Raw genomic sequence first — 23,203 nt, 5'->3', positions numbered from 1 at the left:
AAAGCTTTCAAAAAACACCCAAAATATTCCGTTTGATGCTAAAATAAATTCAATATCTCGAATGATAATACATAACTAACTGAAAAAACGGAAGGTGGAGTAATAATGGAAGAAGCTTTATTATCACGTGTACGCAATACGCGAGTAGCTCTACGAGAACAACAAATCGCAACAATTTTTAATGAATTTGATGAGCAATGTATGCAGCTCACGGATGAGCAACGGGTAGAAAAATATAAAAAAATGCTTGAAAGCCCATTTCGTTTTTATCGGGGATCGGCTTATTTATTTTATTATGACGTGACAAAAACGCCATCTATTTTCCACTCGCTTGATACAAAACCAACGTGGATTATGGGCGACATGCACATGGATAATTTCGGTGCCTTTCAAAATGAAAAAGGGGACATTGTGTATGACGTCAATGATTTCGATGAAGGGTATGTAGGCTCATACTTATATGATTTAATTCGCATGAGTGTCAGTATCGGTTTATACATGGACGAACAGCAAGTGGAAGAAGCCGCACAAGAGCAGGTCATTGAATCCTTTTTAAATAGCTACATCAACCAACTCAAACGATTCCAGCTAAAAAAAGAGGATGCCTTTACACTAAACTTTACAAAGGCTAATACAAAGGGACCGATTAAGAAACTTTTAAAGAAGCTTGAAAAACGGAAAAGTACGCATTTACTCGAAGATATAACAGAAGTCAGAGACGGAAAGCGTGTATTTGTCTGGAGTGAAGAGGTACATCCTGTATCGGCAGAAATGTTTGCAGCTATTAAAGATGTATTACCACAGTACGAAATTAAAGATATTGCACTAAAATACGGTTCTGGTACTGCATCGATTGGATTAAAGCGCTTTTATATTTTAGTCGAAGGACAAAAGGACGCAGCAGGGGAAGAAGACCTAGTGCTTGAAATGAAGGAAGTTCGTACAGCTATTCCAGCGTATTTCTTGCGTTACTCCGAAAGATTTTGGTCGGCTTTTGCACATCAAGGAGCGCGTGCTGTCGGTACGCAAAAAGCGATGCACCATTTGGAGGATCCACACCTCACATATGTTACGATGGACGGGCAAGAATATTATGTACGTGAACGTTCGCCCTATAAGAAAAAAGTGAAGCCGAAGCATTATAAATCTTTAGATGATTATATCGTAACAGCAGAAATCATGGGCAAAATTGCTGCGAAAATTCATGCGCGAGCAGATATCGATTATTCAGATGTTTTTACCTACCATAGCGAGGACGAAATTTTAGAGCGTATTAGCCAGCATCACGAAATGTTTGTACAAAGTACCGTATTACAAGCCATGCACTATAAGAAAATGGTATATAGCGATTATGACCTATTCAAGGAATGGGCAGAGCAGAAATATTCAGAACTTCAGTATGGCGAAGTATCTAAGGAAGTAAAGAACGAGCAAGCATGACATAATAATAGCCGTATTTCAGCATTCGTTGGAATACGGCTATTTCAAATATGCCACCATGATTACAATCACTTTCTTAGAAACAAATATAGGCGGCATAAAGAAATGTTTGAATAGCTAGATTATTTATTGTAAAATCGAATTAACCAGTGGTCAATAAAAGGAGATAACATGGTCGCAAGAAAAAAAGCACATGAAGAATTAACAAAAGAAATGATTATTCAGGAGGCGAATCGCCAGTTTTTATTGCATGATTTTCATAAAGTATCTATGAGAGCTATTGCGAAAGAACTTGGGTGCAGCCACGGGGCCATCTATTATTACTTTGCGAATAAATCAGAATTATTTTATGCGGTAGTAGAGCAGTATTTTGATGAGCTCAATCGGATGATGGAAACGGCTTTAACGGAGGAAGATAGCACAGAGCAGCAGATGATGAATGTATTTCTAGGCTTTATACAATTTGGTTTAAACTATCAAAGCCAATATGAATTTATGTTTTCGATGCGAGATGAGCATACGGATCCATTAGCACAACAGGCTTCGAATAATAGCTATACAAAATTTGCGGAAACACTACAAAAGCTTAGTCATCATAAATTAGCCCTAGCCGAGATTTATTCAACATTTATCGCGCTTCACGGATTCGTATCTCATTATTATGGTAGGGTAAAGAGGTATGAAGAAGCACATCAAGCTGCTGTTCACTTTTCAGCATTTTTAATGAAAGCTCTAGAGAAAAGCTAGAGTTTTTATTTTAACATTAATTGACCAGTGGTTAAAAATGAAAGGGGAGAGTTACTATGAAAAAAGTATTTATTGCAGGTGCAACAGGTGGTATAGGCTCTGCATTAGTAGCAGAGTTAACTTCAAGACAGATTGAGGTCATTGCATTTGCTCGAACAGAGGCAACATTGAAAGAGAGGTTTGGGGAAAATGCACGAGTGACATGTATTGCTGGCGATGTTTTAAAGGATCAAGATGTACTGAAAGCTGCTCAAGGTGCTGACACGATAATGCATGCAGTCAGTTTTCCATATGAACAATGGGAGGAAAAGCATATGCCGTGTTTAGAAAATTTATTGAAAGTAGCGCAGCAAATGAATAGTCGATTGATTATGCTTGATAATATTTATGCTTATGGAAGAGCCATGTCACCTGTAAAAGAAGAGGTAGAAAAGCGACCACATACAAAGAAAGGAAAAAAACGATTAGAAATGGAGAGGCTGATTAAAAATAGTGGCGTCCCCTACGTAATTGCCCATATCCCAGATGTATTTGGTCCATATGCAGTCAATACTGTTTTATATAGTACGCTACAAGCTGTCGTGCAAAATAAAAAGGCTTATTTTGTTGGAAGAATGGATAAAACGAGAGAGTTTGCTTACACACCAGATGTCGCTAAAGCTGTGGTTGCACTTGCTTTAAACGAAGAGAGCTACAACCAACATTGGAATATTCCTGGTTGTTTAAAAATAACAGGGGATGCATTACAAAGTTTTCTTCATGAGCAATTCAACTACCGTAAAAAGTTAAAGCCCGCTACTACTCGTATGATTGCATTTCTAGGATTGTTCTCACCCTTTATGCGGGAACAAAAAGAAATGATGTATTTAACCGAAGCACCTGTCATCGTTGATAGCGAGAAATTACAAAAAATGCTTGGTCACATCCCTTTAACAGACACAAGGCAAAGCTTAACAGAAACGATTCATTGGATAGAAACTAGTAAATCATTGTAAGCCTACGATCATAACTTATTTCATGTCATCTTTCTTTATATCGGTTATGATAGAAATTATAGTTTGAATATTTTGTAAAAATGCACATTTTTAAAATGGGAGAGGTGTTTTGACTTTGAAAACAATTGGATTAATCGGAGGGATGAGCTGGGAATCCTCCACACAATACTACCGGGTTATCAATGAGGAAGTAAAGTTACGACTTGGGGGATTGCACTCGGCAAAACTATTACTCGCTAGCGTAGATTTTGAGGAAATTGAACAATTTCAATCGTTAGGAAAATGGGAGGAAGCTGGCGAATTACTCGCACATATTGCGAAAAATTTAGAGAAGGCAGGCGCAGATTTTATTGTCATTTGTACAAACACGATGCATAAAGTAGCCCCAATCATTGAAAAAGCGATTCATATCCCGCTCCTACATATTGCAGATGCAACCGCGAGTGAAATTCAGCACATGCAGCTAAACAAAATTGGTCTACTTGGAACGAAATATACGATGGAACAAGATTTTTATAAAGAACGAATTCGTCAACATGGCATTGAAATTGCCATTCCTTGTGAAGAAGCACGACTAGAAGTAAATCGAATTATTTTTGAAGAGCTATGCTTAGGCGACATCAAGCCATCGTCCAAAGATTATTATCTTCAAGTGATTGATGAACTCATACAGCAAGGGGCTGAAGGGATTATTCTAGGCTGTACAGAAATTGGATTATTAATTAAGCACGAAGATGTACAAGTGCCTGTATTTGATACAACTGTCATCCACGCGAAAAATGCTGTAACAGTAGCGTTAGATTAAGCTAGCATAAAACCGGTACTAATAAGTGCTGGTTTTTGTTATTTAGAATGATAGAGGATAAAAACAGTGAGGAGCACGGAAATGAAAAGAATTATATTACTATGCCTATTACTATTAACAGCTTGCAGTAAAGAAGAAATCAATGTTTCATTTACGATTTCGCCGATTTCAGATGAAGAATTTAGCAAAGTTGGCGGTATCGATCAACCAAACCAAGAAGACTTTAAAATGCTCGATTTTGAACTGAATGTCGAACTTCCTAATGGCACTGTATCTAGTGAAAAAGTGAGGTTTGATAATTTGAGAGAAACACTCAATACAATCGATGGCACAGAACGATACTGGTATGGGAGTGGTTGGGAATACGAGCTGAATATGAAACGACAAATTGTCATCTATACAAAAGGTGTGTCAAATGAGCAATTAACAAAAGCATTTGAAGAAACAGAGATACATATTGTATGGATGGAAGATGAAAAACAACATACAAGAACATATAATTTAGCTGAAATACTTGAGATACAATAAAGAAAATCAGTGAGATACACAGCCATTTTAAATAGGAACGAGTAAGTAAAAAGGAGGAGCAGGGTTGAACCAGCGAGTGAAGAAGCTTTTATTAGCTATATTGACAATGGCTGTATTACTTAGCTACGGTATTTTTTATTATAACAGTGTAGATGGCGATTATTATACGGTTGATGAAATGTACGGTTTTCCAGTTCCGAAAAAGGCTCAATTAGAAGTAGAAGGCGATTACTCCAAACATTATACTTGGTCAAAAGCAGGTGGAGATAATGGTATTCCATTATCTTATAAGCTAGTCATAAGAAAAAAAGGGTGGAAGAAAGGAAATATGGATGGGACGGTCATAACCTATACTAAAGAAGATAAAGTAATTTACCTTTCTACTTCAACTCGGTATTTAGAAATTTTTAAATAACGCCTTCAAATTACACTAATGCAACAGGTCATTTCAACACTGTGCTTTTTCAAAGATAAAAGACATACCTTCTTAATAGGAGGGGGTTATATGTTAAAAAACATATGGATGATTGTCGTAATATTTATAGTGGGGATATCCTTGTTTATCTTGTTAACTAAAGATATTGTTCCTAAAGAAGAATTACATACGACTACATTGGAAATGGTGAAAGAAAAACTTCATGAGAAATACGTAGGTGTGGATGTAAAAATAACTTCCAAGAAAGAATTAATCATACAAATAGTAGGGGATGAGCAATATGTCGATTCCGTAAAAAAGGATATGGCGTCCATTGCTAAACGTGTACTTCAAACGACTACATTAAAAGATTATACGATTGTTTTTGAGAGATGGGAATTTATTAGCGATGAAAATAAAATGATAAACAAAGAACTCCATCATTTAACAGCGACTTTAATGGACGGGCTTAAAGTTTACGACGTTTTCGAAAATATAACGATAGAGAATCAATCTTCCATTATTATTCAAACATCAATAAACAGTTCAGATCAAGCGGCACACATATTAGCGATGGAAATGGAAGGAACCGTACATGACATCTTACATTCTAAGGAACGGAATTCATTATCTAATATCGATTCTTACGAAATCAACATCTTGAATGCTAAAGGAAAAGTAATCAATTAGACACCACCCGCACAATCGCAGGTGGTATTGTTTTACTGTGTCATTTTCAAGCCAACGACAGCAATTAAAATAAACGAAATAAATAAAATACGTTTCCACTCTTTTGATTCTTTATAAAAAATCATACCGACAAGAGTTCCACCAACGGTACCGATCCCTGTCCAAACCGCATAGGATAAGCCCATCGGTAACGTTTTCATGGCGAGCGCTAAAAAGCTGAAGCTACAAATAAATGAACCAAACAAAATACCAAACGAAGATAAGGCTTTCTTTTGTACGACCTTATTCATACCGATGACACCAATTACTTCAAATATGCCAGCTAAAATTAAATAGATCCAGGCCATTATGCATTCCTCGTTTCATTCGGTTCAGCGGATACGAGCTTTAAGCCAATCACACCAACAAGTAATAACGTAATAAAGCCCACTTTAGTGAAGCTAAATGGTTCATTGAATAGAAGTGTTTCCACAATGACGGTACCCGCTGTACCAATACCTGTAAAGACAGCATATACCGTTGCGACTGGTAGTTTTTCATTGGCAATTAGTAAAATATAAAAGGACAGGACGATTAAAGCGATCACGCCACTCCACATCCAAAATGAGCTGGCGTATTTTAACCCCATCGCCCATAAAATCTCGATAATACCCGCTAATAATACGAGTCCCCAATAACGGTTCATGATGAAACCTCCTGTTGTGATACCCCATTCCAAAATACAAGCCAACCAGCTTGCAATCGTCGTTCGAAGCGCGCATGCCCCCCGTATAACATTTCTACAAATAAACTATCAAGTAAGGCTAAATAAGCAATTGCCGCATCTTCAGCACGTACAGCTAGCGGATGCTTCGCAAAATATGCGCTAAAAAGCTGCTCAAGAGCGTCTAAGTAAACATATACGTGCTTTGTAATGACTGCCTCTAAATGCTGTGGTGCAAAAAACGATGTGCGAATAAAAAACTTCGTTGCGACCTGCTCTTGAAAACGTTGCTCCCATGCGCGCAATAATGCAAATAACTTACGCTGTAAAACGTCATCATGCGTAGCTAAAAAATCGCGCATAAAGGCAAGCTCCTGTTCTAACACATCCTGATAAAGTGTCTGAAAGAGCATGTCCTTACTTTTAAAATACGTATATATGGACTGTTTTTTTATGCCGACCTCTTCCGCAATTTGCGCGAGAGAACTGCCATCATAGCCATTTTCAGCGAAGTTTTTGAGTGCTGCTGCTTTAATTTTCTGCAGTGTCATGTCATCACCTTCCTGACGTTCGTCAGTTAGATAATAGCACAAGTTTACTTGTACAGCAACTGGGATTTATACAGTAGAAAACGTGCGTCGAATTTTGCACAAAAGAAAATTGTTATGCGGGATGGAATAGGGATAGTCAGACAAAAAAGGTACAGAAATATCATTCTGTGCCTTTTAATCATAAAAAATCAGCAGGTAAGCATCCCATGAATACATTTAGCTGCTCTTGCGTTATATCTAATACACACATCATTCTAGCTTTCGTTTGTTGCAATTGTTTCGTATAGCTATTAAAATCATCCGCACTTAAGAAATTCCGCAATTGCTCTTGTTTGACGACTCTTCTTTCAAGATGAATCAGTTCAATAAGAGAAGCATCGATTTCGTGTAAAGTTAGGGGATTTAAGCTAAGCTTGATTCGATTATCATTATGTTTTTTTTGAATCGTTCGTAGTAATACTAACGGGTCTCCTATATATTTTAATAGTAACGATTCCTCGATATCGTATAAATTGACAAGCTCATTCACATCAAAGTAGTCCATTAATAGCTTTTGACAGTAGTTGAGATGTTTTTTCGATTGTTCGATCGACTGCATCGTATCAAACTTTTCTATTTCAATTTTCAAGTCAATCGGGTATTTTAGAAGGTCACTAATATGTGCTGAGGAAAAGGCTAATGAGCATTGTCTTACTTTTTTATCGGGCGTGCTGACATCGAGCTCAAATATACTAAATGCATGCTTTTTTAAAAGCGCATCATATTGTAAATATGAAAATAAAAAATATGAATACGAATTGAGATGAGAATAGTAAGTTGTGTTATGAAGTGAAAAAGATCTAGTCGGAAGACATAGTTCATACTGTAGATGTGCAGTAAGTTCATACACCTGCTTTTGAATCAATCGAATAGAGCTTTTTACAAAATGGATATGATCTGAAAGAAATGGAGAAGATTCGGAACAGCCTAACCGAGCAAAAAGTTCCTCTTCTTTTAACAACAAATAATGATGTATACGTGTATTTGTGCCAAAATCAATGTGTAAAAGCGGCTGGAAGAAATGGTACATACACTCAACTCCTTTTTCGAAACGTACATAATCATCATGCCCCATTCAATGAAATACCTAAACCTCCTCCAACTTAAAATACCCAAAAAGGAGCGAAATGTTGCTGTTCCATAAAAGGTAACACCGTCTAATAAAATGGAAAATTTTATTTTTCTGTTTGATGAGTGAACTTAGTAAATTGAGTGCCGATATTATTTGTAATTATTTAAAATGTTTAAGCAAGAGGGGGAAGAAATGTTTATACAGAATACAAATTCATCGAGTTTATCTTCAAATTTATTTTTAGGAAATAAAAAACCCGCTTCCATCTATGAAATTAAAAAGGAAAACGGTTATATTCGTCATTATGTAAATAAACCAAATGGGGAAAAAATAATGATAAAAGAAACAAAATTACCAAAATCCCAAGAGAATGAATATAGTTCAAGTAACAATTTAAAGGATGTCCTGTACAATCAATTAATGGATACGAAAAATTTGAAGGAAGTTTTGAACACAGGTATAACAGGTCAAAAAGCTAAACAGAAAATTATATCTGTTTATCAAAACTCCATCTAAAATTTTAAAGATTTAGTTAAAGAAGGCGACCGAAAAGTGATTCTGCGACGTTTCCTTTGCCACAAAGATTCGTATCGAGCAAAGAATTTTAGTAGCTATTTACGATAAGCAATAGGGGAGGTTTGAAAAGCTTCAGCTTTCCAAACCTCCCCTAATCCTTTTTATACTCATGTACTTAATCAATCCACCCCTGTTCTTTCGCGAGGATGGCCGCTTCTGCGCGGGATTCAACATGTAATTTCGTAAAGATTTTCGATAAATGATTTTCAATTGTTCGTTGTGTAACACCTAGTTCAACAGCAATGGCTTTATTCGTCCAGCCTTGTGCTACGCGTTTCACAATAGCTAATTCCTTTTCGTTTAAAATTGTTTCATGCTCCGTTGATGAAGCTTTCGTTCTTCTTGCCATAAAATCTAAAAAGTCAGCCGGTACGAGGATTTCATTTCGGAGTGTAGCACTAATCGTTTGGACTACCTGTTCTTTCGTTGCGGTTTTCGATAATAAGCCGTCTACTTTACGACATGATAGCAACTCATAATAGTCCGTCAGTTCAAAGCCTGTATATAAAATAATGTATGTTTCAGGGGAAATCGCCTTTATTTTTGCGGCGAGCTCCACCCCATTGATCGGTTTCATATGGATATCGAGTAAACATAAGGTATAGTCGTCACCTTGTAATCGTTCCATGACCGCATCAGGGTTTTGCTCTGTATGTACCGACCATTGCTCAATTGGCTCAAGTAAAGCTTTCGTTCCGTTTAGTACAACTGGATGATCATCTACTATTAATAGTTTCACAACATCACGTCCTTCATTGATATTAAAATCGATAAACCTTCTGCCTCTGTGGAAGAGATATGCATTGTACCATTAAATGCCCGAACACGTTCACGCATGCCGTTTAACCCCATCGAATCACTCTCATCCAAATTATCTATATTTAAACCAATTCCATCGTCTTTATAATGAATTTCGACCCCACCTGGAATCGCTAACACTTCTAATGTGACATGCTTTGCTTGCGAATGTTTATACGCGTTATTTAAGAGTTCTTGCACAAGGCGATAAATCATTAAAGGATAAGTAGTATCTGTTAACGATAACGGCTCAATTCGCTCTTGCAAAATGAAATCGGCACGCATTTTCATTTTTTGCGTAAATTTCTTTAGTGCTGCTTGCAAGCCTAACGTATCAAGTAGGGGAGGGTTTAAATTTTCACAATACTCCCGTAGCTCATAGGACACTTCAAGTAGCTGATCACGAATCGTCTCAATTTTTTGCTCACTTAGTTCACCTTGCTCAAGATCAAGCTCTCTCGCTAAAAAAAGCTGCTCCTGCAAAATGGTATCATGTAATTCGTGTGCTAAAATCACTTTTTCCTTCTCTACAAATTGCCAGATTAATTTATCGAGCCATGGAATGGATCTTTGTTGCAGTGACATTTCTTGGACTAATTCTTCTACTTGTTTCAGCGTATGTAAAAAGGTATCGCAATACAGCGCAATCATTTCTAACCAAATAATTTCCTCATGCTGCAGTTGAATTTTTTCATCTTGTGAGCCAATCGATAAAATATACTGTTGGTCTACATTACGATGAAGTAAGAGCTCATAAAAAGGACCGCGCTTTGTTACTTCAAAAGGCATTACAGAAATTTGCTGCGCGGGCATCGTATAAATGGACAATGCCTCAAAGCCAAGCTTCTCTTTCACTTCTTTTAAAACGATATCGGTTAACTGTACTTCTGACCGCGCTTTACCAATTCGTTGAATGACAGCATATAAGCCATGAATCGAACGCCCATCTGTTGTGACGAGCAGCTTTCGTTGTTGAAAATCTACTTTCTCTTTCACATAAAGGAGTATAAACGTAAGAATGAGCGTTAAACAAAACAAAATCAACGCATCCTGAACATCAAAAACATCCCGCCAAATAACTGTAATGATTGTCGTTAAAACGGTCGCAGTGATAACGGATATATTCCCATAATAGCGGATTCGGGAAAGGTGATATTGTAAACCAAACAGCCGCTCCGTTAATTGAGTAAAAATAAAACTAAACGGGATGAATAGTAAAAACACAGCTAAAATTTCAGATGACACAAGAGGTCGCTGAAACAATACCTCAGGAACAACAAATAAAAAGACAAACGGTAAAATAGGTAAAATGCAACTATAAATTAAAAATTTAAGCTGTAATCGCTTTGAAATCATATATCCATATAGCAAAATCCCAAACACCGTTAGTAAACCTGTGGAGAAAAATACAAGTGTACCCAATCCAGCAAATGTACTAAACGGATTGCTCCATATAGCACGGATACTGATACAGAATATCGCAATAGGAAAGCTATATATAAACATCAGATTTTTCGTATACGGCCATCGTACTCGTAGTAGAGCAAAGTAATTGCGTAAAAAATGCACCAATATACTAATACCAAGTAACATCGTGGTTGAAATCGTTACACTTCCAATCGGGTTACCTCGGCTCGAAGCACCTGCACTAATATAAGCAAGTGACACAGCAAGCAAAAACAAAATGAGCATCGGTAGTAGCTGATTTTGCTTATAACGATATAAATAACAAGCTGTCAGTAACGTAATGATAAAATAAATAAGCGGAATGACAAAGTGCATATAAAACATATACGGTAAATGTGCGTTACTTACCGTGATGTCCTTTACTTCTGTGTGCTGAAGCACTTGAAGTTGAGTGGCAGTCGAGATGTAGGTTGTCCCTGCCTTTATAGGCTCTTCATTGACTAATAACAGAAGATCTCCAACGGCAATCCCTTGTTCCTTCGCCCATTCTTCAGCCCATATCGATTCAATGGTCCAGCTATCATCCTGTTGTTGAATTTGAATACCGACCAATGGCTGTTGGTACGCGACCGTTAGCACGTAGCCCCCTATGACAATATAAAAGAAGATAGCTATGTAAAACCAATATTGTTTTAAGTATTTTAAAAAATCCATATAACTCCCTCACTTGTTATGACTATATCTATTATCAATGAACCACACCTCTACGTGAAGTAGTTATGGATAATTTTCGGAAAATAATGAAATGGGGGATAGGGTACCGAAAGGAATTTTTCGGAAAGCCGAAATCGTTTTTTCGGTATGCACCATGTTATGGTAGAATTAGAAATTTAGTTTAGGAGTTGTATATATGGATCAAGAAGTAAAATACGATTTATTATTACTTTCAAGTATACTAGGTGTTGTTTTATTAATGGCTTTTTTTGCGTAAATCAGGCGCAAACTGTTGTGATAGAACGGGAGAATCAAATTGAGTAAAAAGAAATTTATCTTGCAGGGGGCTCTATTTGGGGCAGTTGTTTCTTTCTTAATTGCGTCTCTATTTACGATGGTAGTAAGAATGGTAGCAGGTGGTTATCTTTTCGGCACGGTTTTGAATTCTGGAGAACGATGGTTGTATTTTGCTGTCATCATTCCATTTAGTATGGCATTTGCTTGGTTAGGCGGCTATTTCTTTGACAGAAAACAAGTACGTACAAAAACACTGTGGAAAATCAGTTTTATGACCACACTTTTTATTATTCTTTATTGCGGAACAATCGGCGTTATGTTTTGGGCAAGCATCATTCAAGGGGAATCCGAAACAATTAATGTTTCAGATACATTAGGATGGGGAACGTTTTATGCTGTCGTTTTAACACCATTCTTCACACCTATTACACTACTACTTATTAATGTCTTTACTGAACTTATTTTAAAATTGGAATCTTACACAGACTGAACGGAAAAGACCTGATTCTACGCAAATCGTAGAGTCAGGTTTTTATGTATGTGAAACTTTTCTTAATAGTAGCCGTAAAATTGAAGAGGAATAATTTTCCTGAATTAAGTAGTACACACACTAACTAAGGGGGTAGTTACATTTGAAGATGATAAGATGGCTGCTTATAACCATTATCGCTTTAGGAAGTATCGCGATCGGCGTTGGTATTTGGCTGTTTCAGAAGGACAGTCCAGCGTATCTGATTCAATTTATAAAGGACAAAGCAGCAAATCAAAATGTCGCGCTTTCCATTCACTACAATGGGGATAGTTGGATAGAAGTCAATGAACAGGTGCCTCTTCCACTAGCAAGTACGGTCAAAACGATTGTTGCGATTGAATATGCAAAACAAGCTGCAGATGGGCGAATTAACCCTGAACAAAAAGTCCGTTTAGAGGAGCTGGATCATTTTTATCTCCCGAAAACAGATGGAGGCGCACATGCTGCGTGGTTAGCGGACATTAATGCAAAAGATGATGTACCGTTGAGTGAGGTAGCGAATGGGATGATAGCCTACAGTTCCAATGCAAACACCGAATATTTAATGCAGGTGCTAGGGCTTACAAATATTAATGCTGTGCCGAAAAGCTTAAAACTTAGTCATCACGAGCCTTTGTATCCGATTGTCAGTGCATCATATATACCTGTTCAGTTGATGCACGAAAAAGGACTAACGAAAAAAGAAGTAGTGAATGAACTAAAAAATATGGATATGGATGAGTACCGAAACCGTGCTATAGCGATTCACAAGAAATGGTTACATGAACCGCTGGACAAACAAGAAAGGGAGAAACTTTTAAAGGTGATGGACATGGATGTTCAAAAAATCTGGTCTGACCGATTGCCAAGAGCTACCACTTCAGATTATGTGACGATTATGCAAAATCTAAATAGCAAAGCATACTTTAGCGAAACAATACACCACTATTTAGATCCAGTAATGGAACAGCTAATGCAAAATCCAGCCAATCGTGAGTGGCTAATGCATGCGGGACAAAAGGGGGGCTCCACCGCTTTTGTGTTGACGAATGCGATGTATGCAACAGATCAAGGTGGCAACCAAACAGAATTCGCCTTTTTCTCAAATGACTTAACTTTAATAGAACAAGCGAGACTTTCAAGAAATCTAAATAGCTTTCAATTGAAGTTTCTTACGGATGAAGCATTTCAAACACAAGTGAAAGAAGAACTGTCGCATCTACGTAAGGGAGAGTAATTAACTTTCGCTCTTTGGAGAAATAATAAGGTTGTTTAATTCTTGTGGAACTAAAAGGAAGCTTAGTGCAATAAGGATGTTTGATTAACTTAGAAATTGGTTGGTAGAGTTGCAATCGTATTAAATTAAACATTACAGAATTGAATGAAAGGGGGTTATATGGTGATAAAACCAATTGAATTACGTGTTTTTGAATCAAAAGATATGGAGACAATCCAGGGATGGTTTAATGACTTTGAGATTCAACGTCGTCTAGGGGGAATGCTGCCGTTAAATGAATGGTATAACTATATTCATAATAATGAGCACTATTTTGTATGACTGGCCCTTGAAAATGGGCAACCAGTAGGAATGATTATGGTAGAAACAGAAAATGATTTTATAGGTAGTGTTGCACTTGTTGTTAAACCGTCTCTCCGTAAGAAAGGATATGGTAGATTAATCATAGAAAAAACAATGTTACTACCAGAAATGAGCGTTATAAAAAAATGGTTCGCAGGAATTGAAGCAGATAATTTTGCTTGTATCAAATGCTTCCAATCAATAGGTTACAAACTTGAAAATACACAGCCTGATGAAGATGGTTATTACTCGTTGATTCATTTTTAGAGAACTAAAAGGGGATACGAATAGCATGAACTTCGGAGATATATTGTGAGTAGAAATAATAAAGATGTTTAATTTATAAGTAAGTTCTTTTAAAAAATAATAAAGTTGTATTCACCCTTCTTCCTAATATCACCAATGAGTAAAGCATGATGCCCTCTCTACTTACATTATAACAACATCTGATAATAAATTATAGACTGTTTTTTCTCCCAGTCCTTACCTTATACTGTTATACACAAGTCAAAAAAGTATAAGGGGTGCGTTTATATGAATGACAAAAAAAATATCTTAGATCTCGGTCCGTTCTTTCATGGTACTAAAGCAGAACTGAAAATCGGAGACCTGCTTGAACCTTTGCACTTATCCAATTATCAGGATAAAAAATCTAACCATATATATTTTACTGCAACATTAGACGCTGCTAAATGGGGTGCTGAATTAGCAAGATCTAAATCAAAAGAGAGAATTTATATTGTAGAGCCATTAGGTGATTTTGAAAATGATCCGAACCTAACTGACAAGCGGTTTCCTGGAAATCCAACACGTTCTTATAGGTCTAAATCTCCTTTGAAAATAATAGCTGAATTAAGCTCATGGGAAAGACATTCCGATGAAGAAATAAATCATATGCTTACATCTTTAAAAGAATTAAGTGAACAAGGGAAAAATATAATATACGATTGATTCTCGCATTATTACACATTGACCACATTATTTGTATTAATACCTATCATTTTAGCTGCTTTCGTATTCAATTGGATCAGAATTATGAAACTAAATAGTAACATGCAAATCGAGCAAAACAAAGAAATGATCCGGCTTCTGAAGGAATTAATAGAAACACAATATCTTTCCAAGCATAGCAAGATGTAAAAGAGCGTATCACTCGGCGGATACGCTCTTTTATGCATTTACTCTATTTTTGCTTTACGACGTTGCATCCAAGACGTGCCTTTTTCAGCCAGCCCTAAGCACGCAGGAATAAATAGTGGCATGATGAAGACGGTAAGGAGTACAAGGCCGATTAGAACAGCAATGGCTACTTGGATAAGGGTAATGATGCCAGACGGAATAAGCGCAGCGAATGTCCCACCTAAAATAACAGCGGCAGCAAGTACGACACCGCCCATTTGTTGACAAGCATTGACAATTTCAGCACGACCTAATTCTTTCGTTTCGTTATAACGCATCATAAGGAAGATGGAGTAGTCCACCCCAAGTGACACAATCATAATGTATGTAAAGAATGGCACATTCCAGCTTAGCATATCGTAGCCAAGCATTTGCGTACAAAGAATTTCCGTTAAGCCGAGACTTGCAAATGTTGCCAGTAGTAAACTGACATCGATAATCATCGTTTGTAAAAACGAACGTGTGATGATGAATAAAATGATACTAATACCCGCCATCATAATAATTGCACTGCGAATAAAGTCTTGCTGTGCAATGTCTTGTAAGTCAGCATTGCTCATCGTTTTACCAGCCAGATAAACATCCGCCTCATTTAATGCCGAGCTCTCCACATAACCGTCGATTCGTTTGTTTACCTCGCGAAGAGTATCCATCGCTTCTTCTGTATACGGATTTACATCGAGAACGATATTAAATGTTGTAGCTGTTTGATTAGCTAATAAGTACGCATCTAAACTTGCTTTAAAGTCTTCTCCTTTAAGTACTTCTTGCGGAATATAGAACGTTCCTGTTTCATTCGTTGAAAGCCCAGCAAGGTAAGTATTTGCCTCATCTAAGCCATCATAAATTTCACCTAAACCATTTGTTGATTTACGCAAACCATCTGCTAGCTGCTGCATTTGCGTTTGCAATGTTTCTAGACTCGTTTGTAGTAATGTTTGCCCAGCTTGCAAATCATTTAAACCACTTGAAAAGGCTTGTGATTGTGTGGCAATTTGATTGGCGCCATCTTTCGTCTGCTGTAAGCCGGTTGCTAAAGAGCTTGCGCCTGTTCCAAGAGTAGCGACTCCGTGTTGTAACTGTGCAAGACCCGCTTCTGCATTGTCAAAGGCTGTATTTGTTTGAGCAAAGCCCGATATAAGCTGCTCGTACTGAGCGGACAAGCCATGCATTTGAACCGATAGATCTTCCAGTTCAGCAATCGCTTGCTTGGCAACGCCAATGGTTGTTTCAATGTATTCATTTGATGCAGCTTCTGGTGTTGTTTGAATATAGGCCTGCATAGAAGTTAAAATCGCTTCGTAACCTTGTTTAGAAGAGTTTATCAGTTGCTCCATTTGTATAAATGCTGGCTGAAGCTGAGTAAAGCCTGCCGCAATCGTTTCATAGTTTTGCTGTAGGGTAGCAAAGCCAGTTGCCACTTCAGCAAGGCCGCTTTCTACTGAGCTCGCACCAGATGCTAATTCAGTTGCCCCAGCTTTAGCATTAGTTGTACCAGTTGCTAGTTTATTTAAGGCGTTTTGTAAGCTTGCAGCACCATTTTGTAGTTGTGTGGTTCCATCAATTAATGTTTGCACACCACTTAAATCTTGCTCTTTTTCCAAGTCAGTTTGTGCTTCTGAAAACCCATCTTTTATTGTGCTAACACCATCTTGTGCGCTAGTTAAACCTTCTTCAAGTGTAGAAGATTGCTGAGCGATATATAGGTCTTCGATTCGCTTGCCTTCAGGACGTGTCACACTGTACACAGAAGCTACACCGGGTGTCCCCTTAATGATTGCTGCTAATTCATCAAGTGCTTGTAGATTTTGCTGTGTCGTAAGTACTTCATCATGCTGAATAACAAGCGTTGTTGGGGCACTCATTCCTGCTTCGTAGTGTTCTTCAATGACTAAAATTGCTTGCTTCGATTCATATTGATTATCAATTTCCACTAGATCATTGTAATTCAGCTCAGCTGAGTACGTTAAGATAAACGGAATGGACAAAATACCAACAAATAGAATCGCCACAAGAGGACGTAGGAACCCTAATTTAGCTAGAACTGCCCATAATTTATTATCCCCGTGCTCTTGAACTTTTTTAACTGGCCAAAATAATTTAAAGCCGAGTAAGCCCATAAAAAATGGATTTAATGTGAGCAATACCAGCAACAAGACAAAGACGCCTATAGCAACGCCTGATGTTGCTTTGTACATTTGGAACTGAGAGAAATACAGAGCGATAAATCCAATCAATACAGCTATTCCACTGTAAATAACCGTTTTTCCAGCCGTTTTGTATGTCTCACTAATCGCTTTTAGTACATGTCCTGTCCGAGCAAGCTCTTCTTTAAAACGTGTAAACAATAAAATATTATAATCAGTACCAACCCCAAACAAAATGACGACTAAGAACACTTGTGTGAATGTAGAGAATGGAAAATTAAAATGCTCGACAAGCAGCGTAACAAGAGAAAGTGATACAATGTAAGAAATACCCACTGTTAACAGGGAAATAATTGGTACAACAGGGGAGCGGAAGATAATCACTAAAATTGAGATAATAAAAATGACCGCAATCACTTCCGTTTTTTTAATGCCCTCTTGTGTCATTGTCGCAAAATCATCGTTAACAATGTCTGCACCTGTTACATATGTTTCAATCGATACATCTTGTAGTGGCTCACGAAGTTTTTTGACTACTTCGGAAGCAGTTCCTTGTTTAGCATCAATAGAAAACTGGCTAATAACGGTTGTGCCGTCTTCACTAATTAGTTGATTGGCAATTGCTTCACTCTCTGTATGGAGAAGCGAAGCTGTAATGCCGTAAGTCTCGGCATTTTCCATGAAGTAGGTAAGCACTTCTTCAATTTCTGTAAAGTTGCTATCAGTCAAACCTTCTTCGTTGTGAAAGACAAAAGCAAATGAATAAATAGACTTTCCTTCATGTGAAATGTCATTGAGTAACTCATTTCCTAAATAACTTTCTACATGCTCTGGTAGTGAGATCTGACCTTTTTCTTGTACAAGCCTATCAAGATTCGGCATTACTATTAACATAGTAATGACTACGACAAGCCAAAATAGAAAAGCAAGAGAACGTTTATTTCTTAGTTGTTGCATATCATCAGTCCTTTGTAGTGAATTTCCAATTATTACTATAGCGAGAAAACACTTAGAAAAACTATAGACAAATCGCTTTAGCTGTATAATTTTTGACAGATTTATATTTTTGTATGAAGAGGGGTAAGTACGTGAAACGCAGTGAGAAAACAAAATTAGAGCTTGCAAAAGCATTGAAGAATTGTATGCAAACGAAGCCGTTAGAGAAAATTTCTATACAAGAAGTAACAGACAACGCTGATTTGAAGCGGCAAACATTCTATTATCATTTTGAGGATATTTACGATTTATTAAAGTGGACGTTAGAGCGAGAGGCACTTGAATTATTGTATGAACGAAAGGATGAACAGCTTTGGAATGAGGGATTACGAGAGTTGCTACACTATTTGGATCAAAATCGTGCATTTGCAGTGAATGCTGTACAGTCTTTAGGTCGTGATCATTTCAATCGCTTTTTCTATCAAGAAGTAAATGATTTAATCATGAATGTGATTCAGCAGTTTACCGAAGAAATGAATGTTTGCGATGACAAGTATTTAGGATTTTTAGCGCATTATTACACACTTTCCTTTACAGCAATCGCGATTAGTTGGCTAATGGGGGAAATGGATTATACAGTAGATGAGTTCATACAGATGGTTGATCAAGCACTAAGGGAGCAATTGACTGGAGCGAAAATATTATCTAGTGAAGGGAATTGTGTTGTTCAGTAACCCAGGGTAGAGCGTATCTATCTTTTTTTCAAAATAGACGTATGAAACACTATAAGGACAAAAGACAAGTATTGAATTAATATACTATAATGTGTATATTTGATTACAGTAGGAAACAATATCCTATTGTTGTAGCTAGGTTTAGAGAGAAGGTTTTTCATGAAGAAGTATAAAGGTGAATTATTAATGCTCATTACCGCTGTCATGTGGGGGAGCGGCTTTGTTGGGATGGCAGTAGGCTTAGAACATTGGAGCGTAATGCAATTAATGGCGCTCCGTTTTACATTAGCAACGATTCTATTAGCCCTTATTTTTAATAAAAAACTAAGGCTCATTTCGAAAAGTGTATTTTGGAAAGGCTCCATTTTAGGCGCGATTTTATTTGTTGCGTTTACGTTGCAAACATTAGGGCTTGAGTATACAACTCCGTCCAAAAATGCATTTTTAACGGCGATTAACGTCATTATTGTACCCATCATTGCGTACATCATTTATAAACGTCGATTTGACCGCTTTGAGATTATGGCAGCCATCATCGCCATTGTCGGTATCGGATTTTTATCATTACAAGATTCCTTTACGATGAATCTTGGGGATATGTTATCCATCCTGTGTGCCATTGCGTTTGCATTCGACATTTTTTATACGAATGTTTTCGTAAAAAAGGAAGATGCATTAGCGTTAACAATTGTCCAATTTTTTGCGGCTTCGATTTTAAGCTGGATCGGTGTCCTTGCACTTGGGGAAGTCCCAACTTCCGCAAGTACAGAAGGCGTTTTAACCATTCTTTATCTTGCTGTTTTTTGTACGCTTGTTGCTTATGCATGTCAAAATATTGGGATGCAATATGCAGACCCAACAAAATCTGCATTAATTCTGTCAACAGAGTCTATATTTGGTACACTTTTCTCCGTCCTATTATTAAGCGAAGTGTTAACAGGAAGAATGATTTTCGGCTGCTTCCTAATCTTCATAGCGATTATTATCGCGGAAGTGAAGCCATCCTTTAAAAAATCGATTATAAATGCTTAACAGTACAACTAGGCTCTCGTTTAACGTGAAGCCTAGTTTTTTTATTCCGCATGATTGCGAGTAAATGTCTCATCCTATATAAAAGGAGTTGAGCTTAATCGTGCGGAAGTTATTATTTGCAATGGGCGCAGTCATTGCGACAGGTTTAGCGATTACGTATATTCCAACGATCATGAATGCCCAACAAGAAACCGTCCAAGAACAAACACCAGCTTATGCAAAATGGGGGAAGGTCGCCATTGAACAAGTACAATCCAAATATCCAAATGCCTCGATTGTAGATTATTTGCATGTAGGCAGAGAGACACAGCAAGATACAACGACCGAAACATTTAAACTATGGCTAAACGAGGGGGACCGTGAATTTGGTGTCTTCGTGTACATTACATTTGTAACGGCATCCGAAAAAGTCATCAATATTCAGTTTAAAGAAACTGATAAGTAAGTTTTTAAGCCCACACTACGGTTCCATGAAATAAAATTCGATAAAAAGTAGCTCAATTTTAAGTAAATGAAAAGAATCCGTTTTGAAAAAAGATTGATCAAAATGGATTTTTTCTTATGAATTACTATACAGTTTATCAACCATCGTGTCCCCTTGGAACAAAGTCTTTCAAAAAAACTAATGAAATGGACCGTATAAATCAACAAAGTCACCGTTGTAAGCATCAATAACAACGGTTGATTTGCCTCCATTATATTTTATCGTGACTTCCCATTGTGTTTGATTAGTTAATTCATTCCAAAATCCACTTTTTTCAGTTAAGTATGTAGTCATATTCTCTGACGACGTTCCCTTATAAACAATGGATGTTTGCCACTCCTTAGGCGGGTTATTTAAGACGCTTTCTGCATACTTGATTGCTTCTTCTGAACTGATGATGGGTAACTGATACATGTATAAGAAAAGCATGATCATTATGCAAATAAGCCCGACAAGTAACTTTTTCAATGGGTACCTCCTTGCCTTTTCAATATTTTAAGTGCAAACTTTAATAATCTCACCTACATTTTAACATAAATATCCAATTGGATTTAAGAAAGCAGGGGATTTGTCTATTCATAACGTACATTTTCAGAAAGTGCCTCGATTTGGGACCAATCCAGTATACGAATACCTTCATCTGTTCTTTCTACAATGTTCAAATTCGCCCAATCCTTTAATACACGATTTAAATGGCGCTTCGTTGTGCCAATGAGGGAAGCAATATCGTTTAAATTCGTCGTAGACATATAGTGCTGAAACTGGGTGTCTGAAGCAATCGTACATAAATAAGCCGCAAATCTTGTGGATACGGCTGCCAGTGCATTTACTCTCGATGAAATCGTGCATGTTTGCAGTTTAAATGTGAGCTCTTTCAAAAGAAGCTGAGAAAATGCACCGTCATATTGTAAATGTGTTTGATAAACTGTTAACGGAATAAACAAAAATACGCATGCTCGATCTGCAATACAATCGGATTGAACCGAGCACGACTGGAAAATTTCAATATCTCCTAAGATGGCAGGGGGATTACAGTACCTAAGGAGTAGCTCCTTTCCGGTTACTTCTTTTGTTGTCACATAGTATCGACCCTCCACTAGCAAATATAAGCCATCTATTGCGCTACCTGTTTGCAGAATGCTTTCACCTTGTTTATATATACGAAATGTTAGCTTGTTCGCGATTTCTTTAGGGAAACTAACTTTCCATTTTTTTAATGCATCGTTTATATTCATATGATACCTCCGGGACACCTGTCCTACTTATTTTACCAAAAGTAAGCTAAGATTGAAGGGAGGTGAATCGTATGAATTTTGTATTTGATTTAGATGGAACAATTTGTTTTCAGGGGCAACCGTTAGAGGAGCACATTTGCGCGGCACTGGACCTTCTACTACGTAACGGTCATCAAGTCATTTTTGCATCCGCAAGGCCGATTCGGGACATGCTGCCAGTCTTGCAGGAAAAATACCATACATGTGCTATGGTCGGAGGGAATGGTGCTTTTACATACCGTCAAGGCACAGTAAATGTCACGTACTTTTCAAACGAAACGACGAGGATATTAAAAGATGTAATCAAACAATTTAGGCTTACATACCTGGCAGATAGCGATTGGGATTATGCTTACACAGGTAGCACAAATCATCCCATTTACCGAAATATCGATCCGCAAAAAAGAGCTGTGCATAAAGGATTGGATGAATTAAATGAGATTTGTAAACTCGTATTATTTTCACCGCCAAATGAAGTAAAAGAAGTAGTTAAGAAGCTACCTGTCAATGTATTTGAGCATCATGCAGAAGACATTCTTGATATTAGCCCCATGCATATCGATAAAATAAGTGGATTGCATAGGCTACAAATTTATGAGTTTATTGCCTTTGGGAACGATGCAAACGATGCTTGCCTTTTTGAACAGGCCGTTTATAGCGTCTGTGTAGGGAATCACCCTGTTTCCGAAAAGGCAACAGAACAAATCGAGCCATCCAGTGTAGCAGCTGTTATCGGGCGAATAGCTAAAGGATGAGAAGTTTCATCCTGAACTTCACGAAAAAGAGGTAGCATCATAAAGCATGATGTTGACCTCTTTTGTCGACGTTGAAGATAAATAGTAAACTACTAATTTAAATTAATGACCATTGCGGTTTCATCACAAGCGAAAAACTTTGGACATCCAAGGCAATCTTTACGTACTTTTTGTGGAATTGTCTCTTTTTCAATAACTTGAAAGCCTAGTTTTGAAAAGAATTCGATTTGATACGTTAATGAAATCATTCTACCGATGCCTAATTGCTCTGCATCTTCTACGATTTTTTGCGAAATCTTTTTTCCAACCCCTTTGCCCATATGACCTTCTGAAACGGCAAGAGAGCGTATTTCACTTAATGATTCATCATAAATATACAAACTACCTACACCAATTACCTCATCGTCCTCGACTGCTACGTAAAAGCTCAACAAATCTTCACAAATAGAAGCATGTGTACGAATTAATAATTCACCTGTTTTCGCATACTTCTCAATCAATTTACAAATCCCCGGCACATCAGCTACCTTTGCTTTTCTTATTAACATTTCAAAACCCCCTTAGATACATTGTATTTTTAAGCATTTTTATTTATAAATATAAAATATTATTTATATTTTTGTCAATTCAGAATTTTATTGATAGTATTAAATTTTAATAGATAAATTTTACAAATATGCAAAAGGAGGCTTATGATGCTAGGTTTACCGCGCGGAGAAGTGTTTTTAGTACCTTGGATGAAAGAATAGGGAAATGAAAATAAATAATTTTTTTAAAGAAGGTGAATACGTGAGA

Annotated in this window: 27 protein-coding genes; 17 read left to right on the top strand and 10 right to left on the bottom strand. The window is 37.2% G+C overall.

What is annotated here, in order from left to right; translation table 11 throughout:
• The first annotated feature begins 105 nt into the window (after positions 1 to 105).
• The 7 genes from AAGS61_RS10235 (at position 106) to AAGS61_RS10205 (ending at position 5,620) form a co-directional block, all read left to right on the top strand.
• Positions 106 to 1,440 (top strand): DUF2252 family protein, encoded by a 1,335-nt coding sequence (locus tag AAGS61_RS10235; protein ID WP_391371021.1) that lies wholly within the window; start codon positions 106 to 108, stop codon positions 1,438 to 1,440.
• A 171-nt stretch (positions 1,441 to 1,611) separates the two neighbouring features.
• Complete coding sequence (locus AAGS61_RS10230) at positions 1,612 to 2,187, top strand: TetR/AcrR family transcriptional regulator (protein WP_391371019.1); 576 nt, start codon at positions 1,612 to 1,614, stop codon at positions 2,185 to 2,187.
• Positions 2,188 to 2,243: 56 nt separating this feature from the next.
• Positions 2,244 to 3,182 carry an SDR family NAD(P)-dependent oxidoreductase gene (locus AAGS61_RS10225; RefSeq protein ID WP_391371017.1) on the top strand — a complete coding sequence of 313 codons (939 nt, stop codon included), beginning with the start codon at positions 2,244 to 2,246 and terminating at the stop codon, positions 3,180 to 3,182.
• Between the two features lie 115 nt (positions 3,183 to 3,297).
• The gene (locus AAGS61_RS10220; protein ID WP_391371158.1) at positions 3,298 to 3,987 is read left to right on the top strand and encodes an aspartate/glutamate racemase family protein; all 690 of its coding nucleotides are present in this window, start codon (positions 3,298 to 3,300) and stop codon (positions 3,985 to 3,987) included.
• An 81-nt stretch (positions 3,988 to 4,068) separates the two neighbouring features.
• The gene (locus tag AAGS61_RS10215) at positions 4,069 to 4,515 is read left to right on the top strand and encodes a hypothetical protein (RefSeq protein WP_391371014.1); all 447 of its coding nucleotides are present in this window, start codon (positions 4,069 to 4,071) and stop codon (positions 4,513 to 4,515) included.
• 64 nt (positions 4,516 to 4,579) lie between these two features.
• Positions 4,580 to 4,930, top strand: coding sequence for a hypothetical protein (locus AAGS61_RS10210; RefSeq protein WP_391371011.1), 351 nt, complete (start codon positions 4,580 to 4,582; stop codon positions 4,928 to 4,930).
• Positions 4,931 to 5,071: 141 nt separating this feature from the next.
• Positions 5,072 to 5,620, top strand: a complete 549-nt coding sequence (locus tag AAGS61_RS10205) for a hypothetical protein (protein WP_391371009.1) — start codon at positions 5,072 to 5,074, stop codon at positions 5,618 to 5,620.
• A gap of 32 nt (positions 5,621 to 5,652) precedes the next feature.
• On the opposite strand, the gene AAGS61_RS10200 is transcribed toward AAGS61_RS10205, so the two are convergent.
• The 4 genes from AAGS61_RS10200 to AAGS61_RS10185 form a co-directional block, all read right to left on the bottom strand.
• Entirely contained in the window at positions 5,653 to 5,967 is a 315-nt protein-coding gene (locus AAGS61_RS10200; RefSeq protein WP_391371006.1) for a DMT family transporter, read from the bottom strand.
• Entirely contained in the window at positions 5,967 to 6,305 is a 339-nt protein-coding gene (locus AAGS61_RS10195) for a DMT family transporter (RefSeq protein WP_391371004.1), read from the bottom strand. Before AAGS61_RS10195 ends, AAGS61_RS10200 begins: the two co-directional genes overlap by 1 nt.
• Positions 6,302 to 6,874, bottom strand: a complete 573-nt coding sequence (locus AAGS61_RS10190) for a TetR/AcrR family transcriptional regulator (RefSeq protein ID WP_391371001.1) — start codon at positions 6,872 to 6,874, stop codon at positions 6,302 to 6,304. The genes AAGS61_RS10195 and AAGS61_RS10190 overlap by 4 nt, the downstream gene beginning before the upstream one ends.
• Positions 6,875 to 7,052: 178 nt before the next feature.
• Entirely contained in the window at positions 7,053 to 7,943 is an 891-nt protein-coding gene (locus AAGS61_RS10185; RefSeq protein ID WP_391370998.1) for a hypothetical protein, read from the bottom strand.
• A 234-nt stretch (positions 7,944 to 8,177) separates the two neighbouring features.
• On the opposite strand from AAGS61_RS10185, the gene AAGS61_RS10180 reads away from it, so the two are divergent.
• Positions 8,178 to 8,501, top strand: a complete 324-nt coding sequence (locus AAGS61_RS10180; protein ID WP_391370996.1) for a hypothetical protein — start codon at positions 8,178 to 8,180, stop codon at positions 8,499 to 8,501.
• Between the two features lie 175 nt (positions 8,502 to 8,676).
• On the opposite strand, the gene AAGS61_RS10175 is transcribed toward AAGS61_RS10180, so the two are convergent.
• Entirely contained in the window at positions 8,677 to 9,300 is a 624-nt protein-coding gene (locus AAGS61_RS10175; protein ID WP_391370994.1) for a response regulator, read from the bottom strand.
• Complete coding sequence (locus AAGS61_RS10170; protein WP_391370991.1) at positions 9,297 to 11,480, bottom strand: sensor histidine kinase; 2,184 nt, start codon at positions 11,478 to 11,480, stop codon at positions 9,297 to 9,299. Before AAGS61_RS10170 ends, AAGS61_RS10175 begins: the two co-directional genes overlap by 4 nt.
• A gap of 316 nt (positions 11,481 to 11,796) precedes the next feature.
• On the opposite strand from AAGS61_RS10170, the gene AAGS61_RS10165 reads away from it, so the two are divergent.
• The 5 genes from AAGS61_RS10165 (at position 11,797) to arr (ending at position 14,818) form a co-directional block, all read left to right on the top strand.
• The gene (locus AAGS61_RS10165; protein ID WP_391370988.1) at positions 11,797 to 12,267 is read left to right on the top strand and encodes a hypothetical protein; all 471 of its coding nucleotides are present in this window, start codon (positions 11,797 to 11,799) and stop codon (positions 12,265 to 12,267) included.
• Positions 12,268 to 12,415: 148 nt separating this feature from the next.
• On the top strand, positions 12,416 to 13,525 hold the full coding sequence (locus AAGS61_RS10160; protein ID WP_391371156.1) for a serine hydrolase: 1,110 nt from the start codon (positions 12,416 to 12,418) through the stop codon (positions 13,523 to 13,525).
• A gap of 162 nt (positions 13,526 to 13,687) precedes the next feature.
• A complete protein-coding gene (locus AAGS61_RS10155) occupies positions 13,688 to 13,846 on the top strand; it encodes a hypothetical protein (RefSeq protein WP_391370985.1) in 159 nt (52 codons plus the stop codon).
• Entirely contained in the window at positions 13,847 to 14,134 is a 288-nt protein-coding gene (locus tag AAGS61_RS10150) for a GNAT family N-acetyltransferase (RefSeq protein WP_391371154.1), read from the top strand.
• A gap of 267 nt (positions 14,135 to 14,401) precedes the next feature.
• Complete coding sequence (gene arr, locus AAGS61_RS10145; protein ID WP_391370982.1) at positions 14,402 to 14,818, top strand: NAD(+)--rifampin ADP-ribosyltransferase; 417 nt, start codon at positions 14,402 to 14,404, stop codon at positions 14,816 to 14,818.
• Between the two features lie 227 nt (positions 14,819 to 15,045).
• Here arr and AAGS61_RS10140 read toward each other — a convergent pair whose 3' ends face one another.
• Positions 15,046 to 18,150 carry an MMPL family transporter gene (locus AAGS61_RS10140; protein ID WP_391370980.1) on the bottom strand — a complete coding sequence of 1,035 codons (3,105 nt, stop codon included), beginning with the start codon at positions 18,148 to 18,150 and terminating at the stop codon, positions 15,046 to 15,048.
• A 131-nt stretch (positions 18,151 to 18,281) separates the two neighbouring features.
• Here AAGS61_RS10140 and AAGS61_RS10135 point away from each other — a divergent pair, with 131 nt between their 5' ends.
• From AAGS61_RS10135 to AAGS61_RS10125, 3 genes are all read left to right on the top strand, one after another.
• Entirely contained in the window at positions 18,282 to 18,863 is a 582-nt protein-coding gene (locus tag AAGS61_RS10135; protein WP_391370977.1) for a TetR/AcrR family transcriptional regulator C-terminal domain-containing protein, read from the top strand.
• Between the two features lie 159 nt (positions 18,864 to 19,022).
• Positions 19,023 to 19,895, top strand: coding sequence for a DMT family transporter (locus AAGS61_RS10130; protein ID WP_391370975.1), 873 nt, complete (start codon positions 19,023 to 19,025; stop codon positions 19,893 to 19,895).
• Between the two features lie 100 nt (positions 19,896 to 19,995).
• Positions 19,996 to 20,340: a DUF3889 domain-containing protein gene (locus tag AAGS61_RS10125; protein WP_391370972.1), complete on the top strand. Its 345-nt coding sequence runs from the start codon at positions 19,996 to 19,998 to the stop codon at positions 20,338 to 20,340.
• Between the two features lie 177 nt (positions 20,341 to 20,517).
• On the opposite strand, the gene AAGS61_RS10120 is transcribed toward AAGS61_RS10125, so the two are convergent.
• Both AAGS61_RS10120 and AAGS61_RS10115 read right to left on the bottom strand, forming a co-directional pair.
• Positions 20,518 to 20,847, bottom strand: coding sequence for a PepSY domain-containing protein (locus AAGS61_RS10120; RefSeq protein WP_391370969.1), 330 nt, complete (start codon positions 20,845 to 20,847; stop codon positions 20,518 to 20,520).
• Positions 20,848 to 20,951: 104 nt separating this feature from the next.
• On the bottom strand, positions 20,952 to 21,614 hold the full coding sequence (locus tag AAGS61_RS10115) for a Crp/Fnr family transcriptional regulator (protein ID WP_391370966.1): 663 nt from the start codon (positions 21,612 to 21,614) through the stop codon (positions 20,952 to 20,954).
• A 71-nt stretch (positions 21,615 to 21,685) separates the two neighbouring features.
• Here AAGS61_RS10115 and AAGS61_RS10110 point away from each other — a divergent pair, with 71 nt between their 5' ends.
• Positions 21,686 to 22,408, top strand: a complete 723-nt coding sequence (locus AAGS61_RS10110; protein ID WP_391370963.1) for an HAD-IIB family hydrolase — start codon at positions 21,686 to 21,688, stop codon at positions 22,406 to 22,408.
• Positions 22,409 to 22,500: 92 nt separating this feature from the next.
• On the opposite strand, the gene AAGS61_RS10105 is transcribed toward AAGS61_RS10110, so the two are convergent.
• Positions 22,501 to 22,956: an N-acetyltransferase gene (locus AAGS61_RS10105; protein ID WP_391370961.1), complete on the bottom strand. Its 456-nt coding sequence runs from the start codon at positions 22,954 to 22,956 to the stop codon at positions 22,501 to 22,503.
• Between the last annotated feature and the right edge of the window lie 247 nt (positions 22,957 to 23,203).

The organism is Lysinibacillus sp. KU-BSD001, from assembly GCF_042920265.1.
GTDB lineage: Bacteria > Bacillota > Bacilli > Bacillales_A > Planococcaceae > Lysinibacillus_B.
Note: the sequence above shows the minus strand (reverse complement) of the source record. Positions and strands in the feature narration are given on the sequence as shown.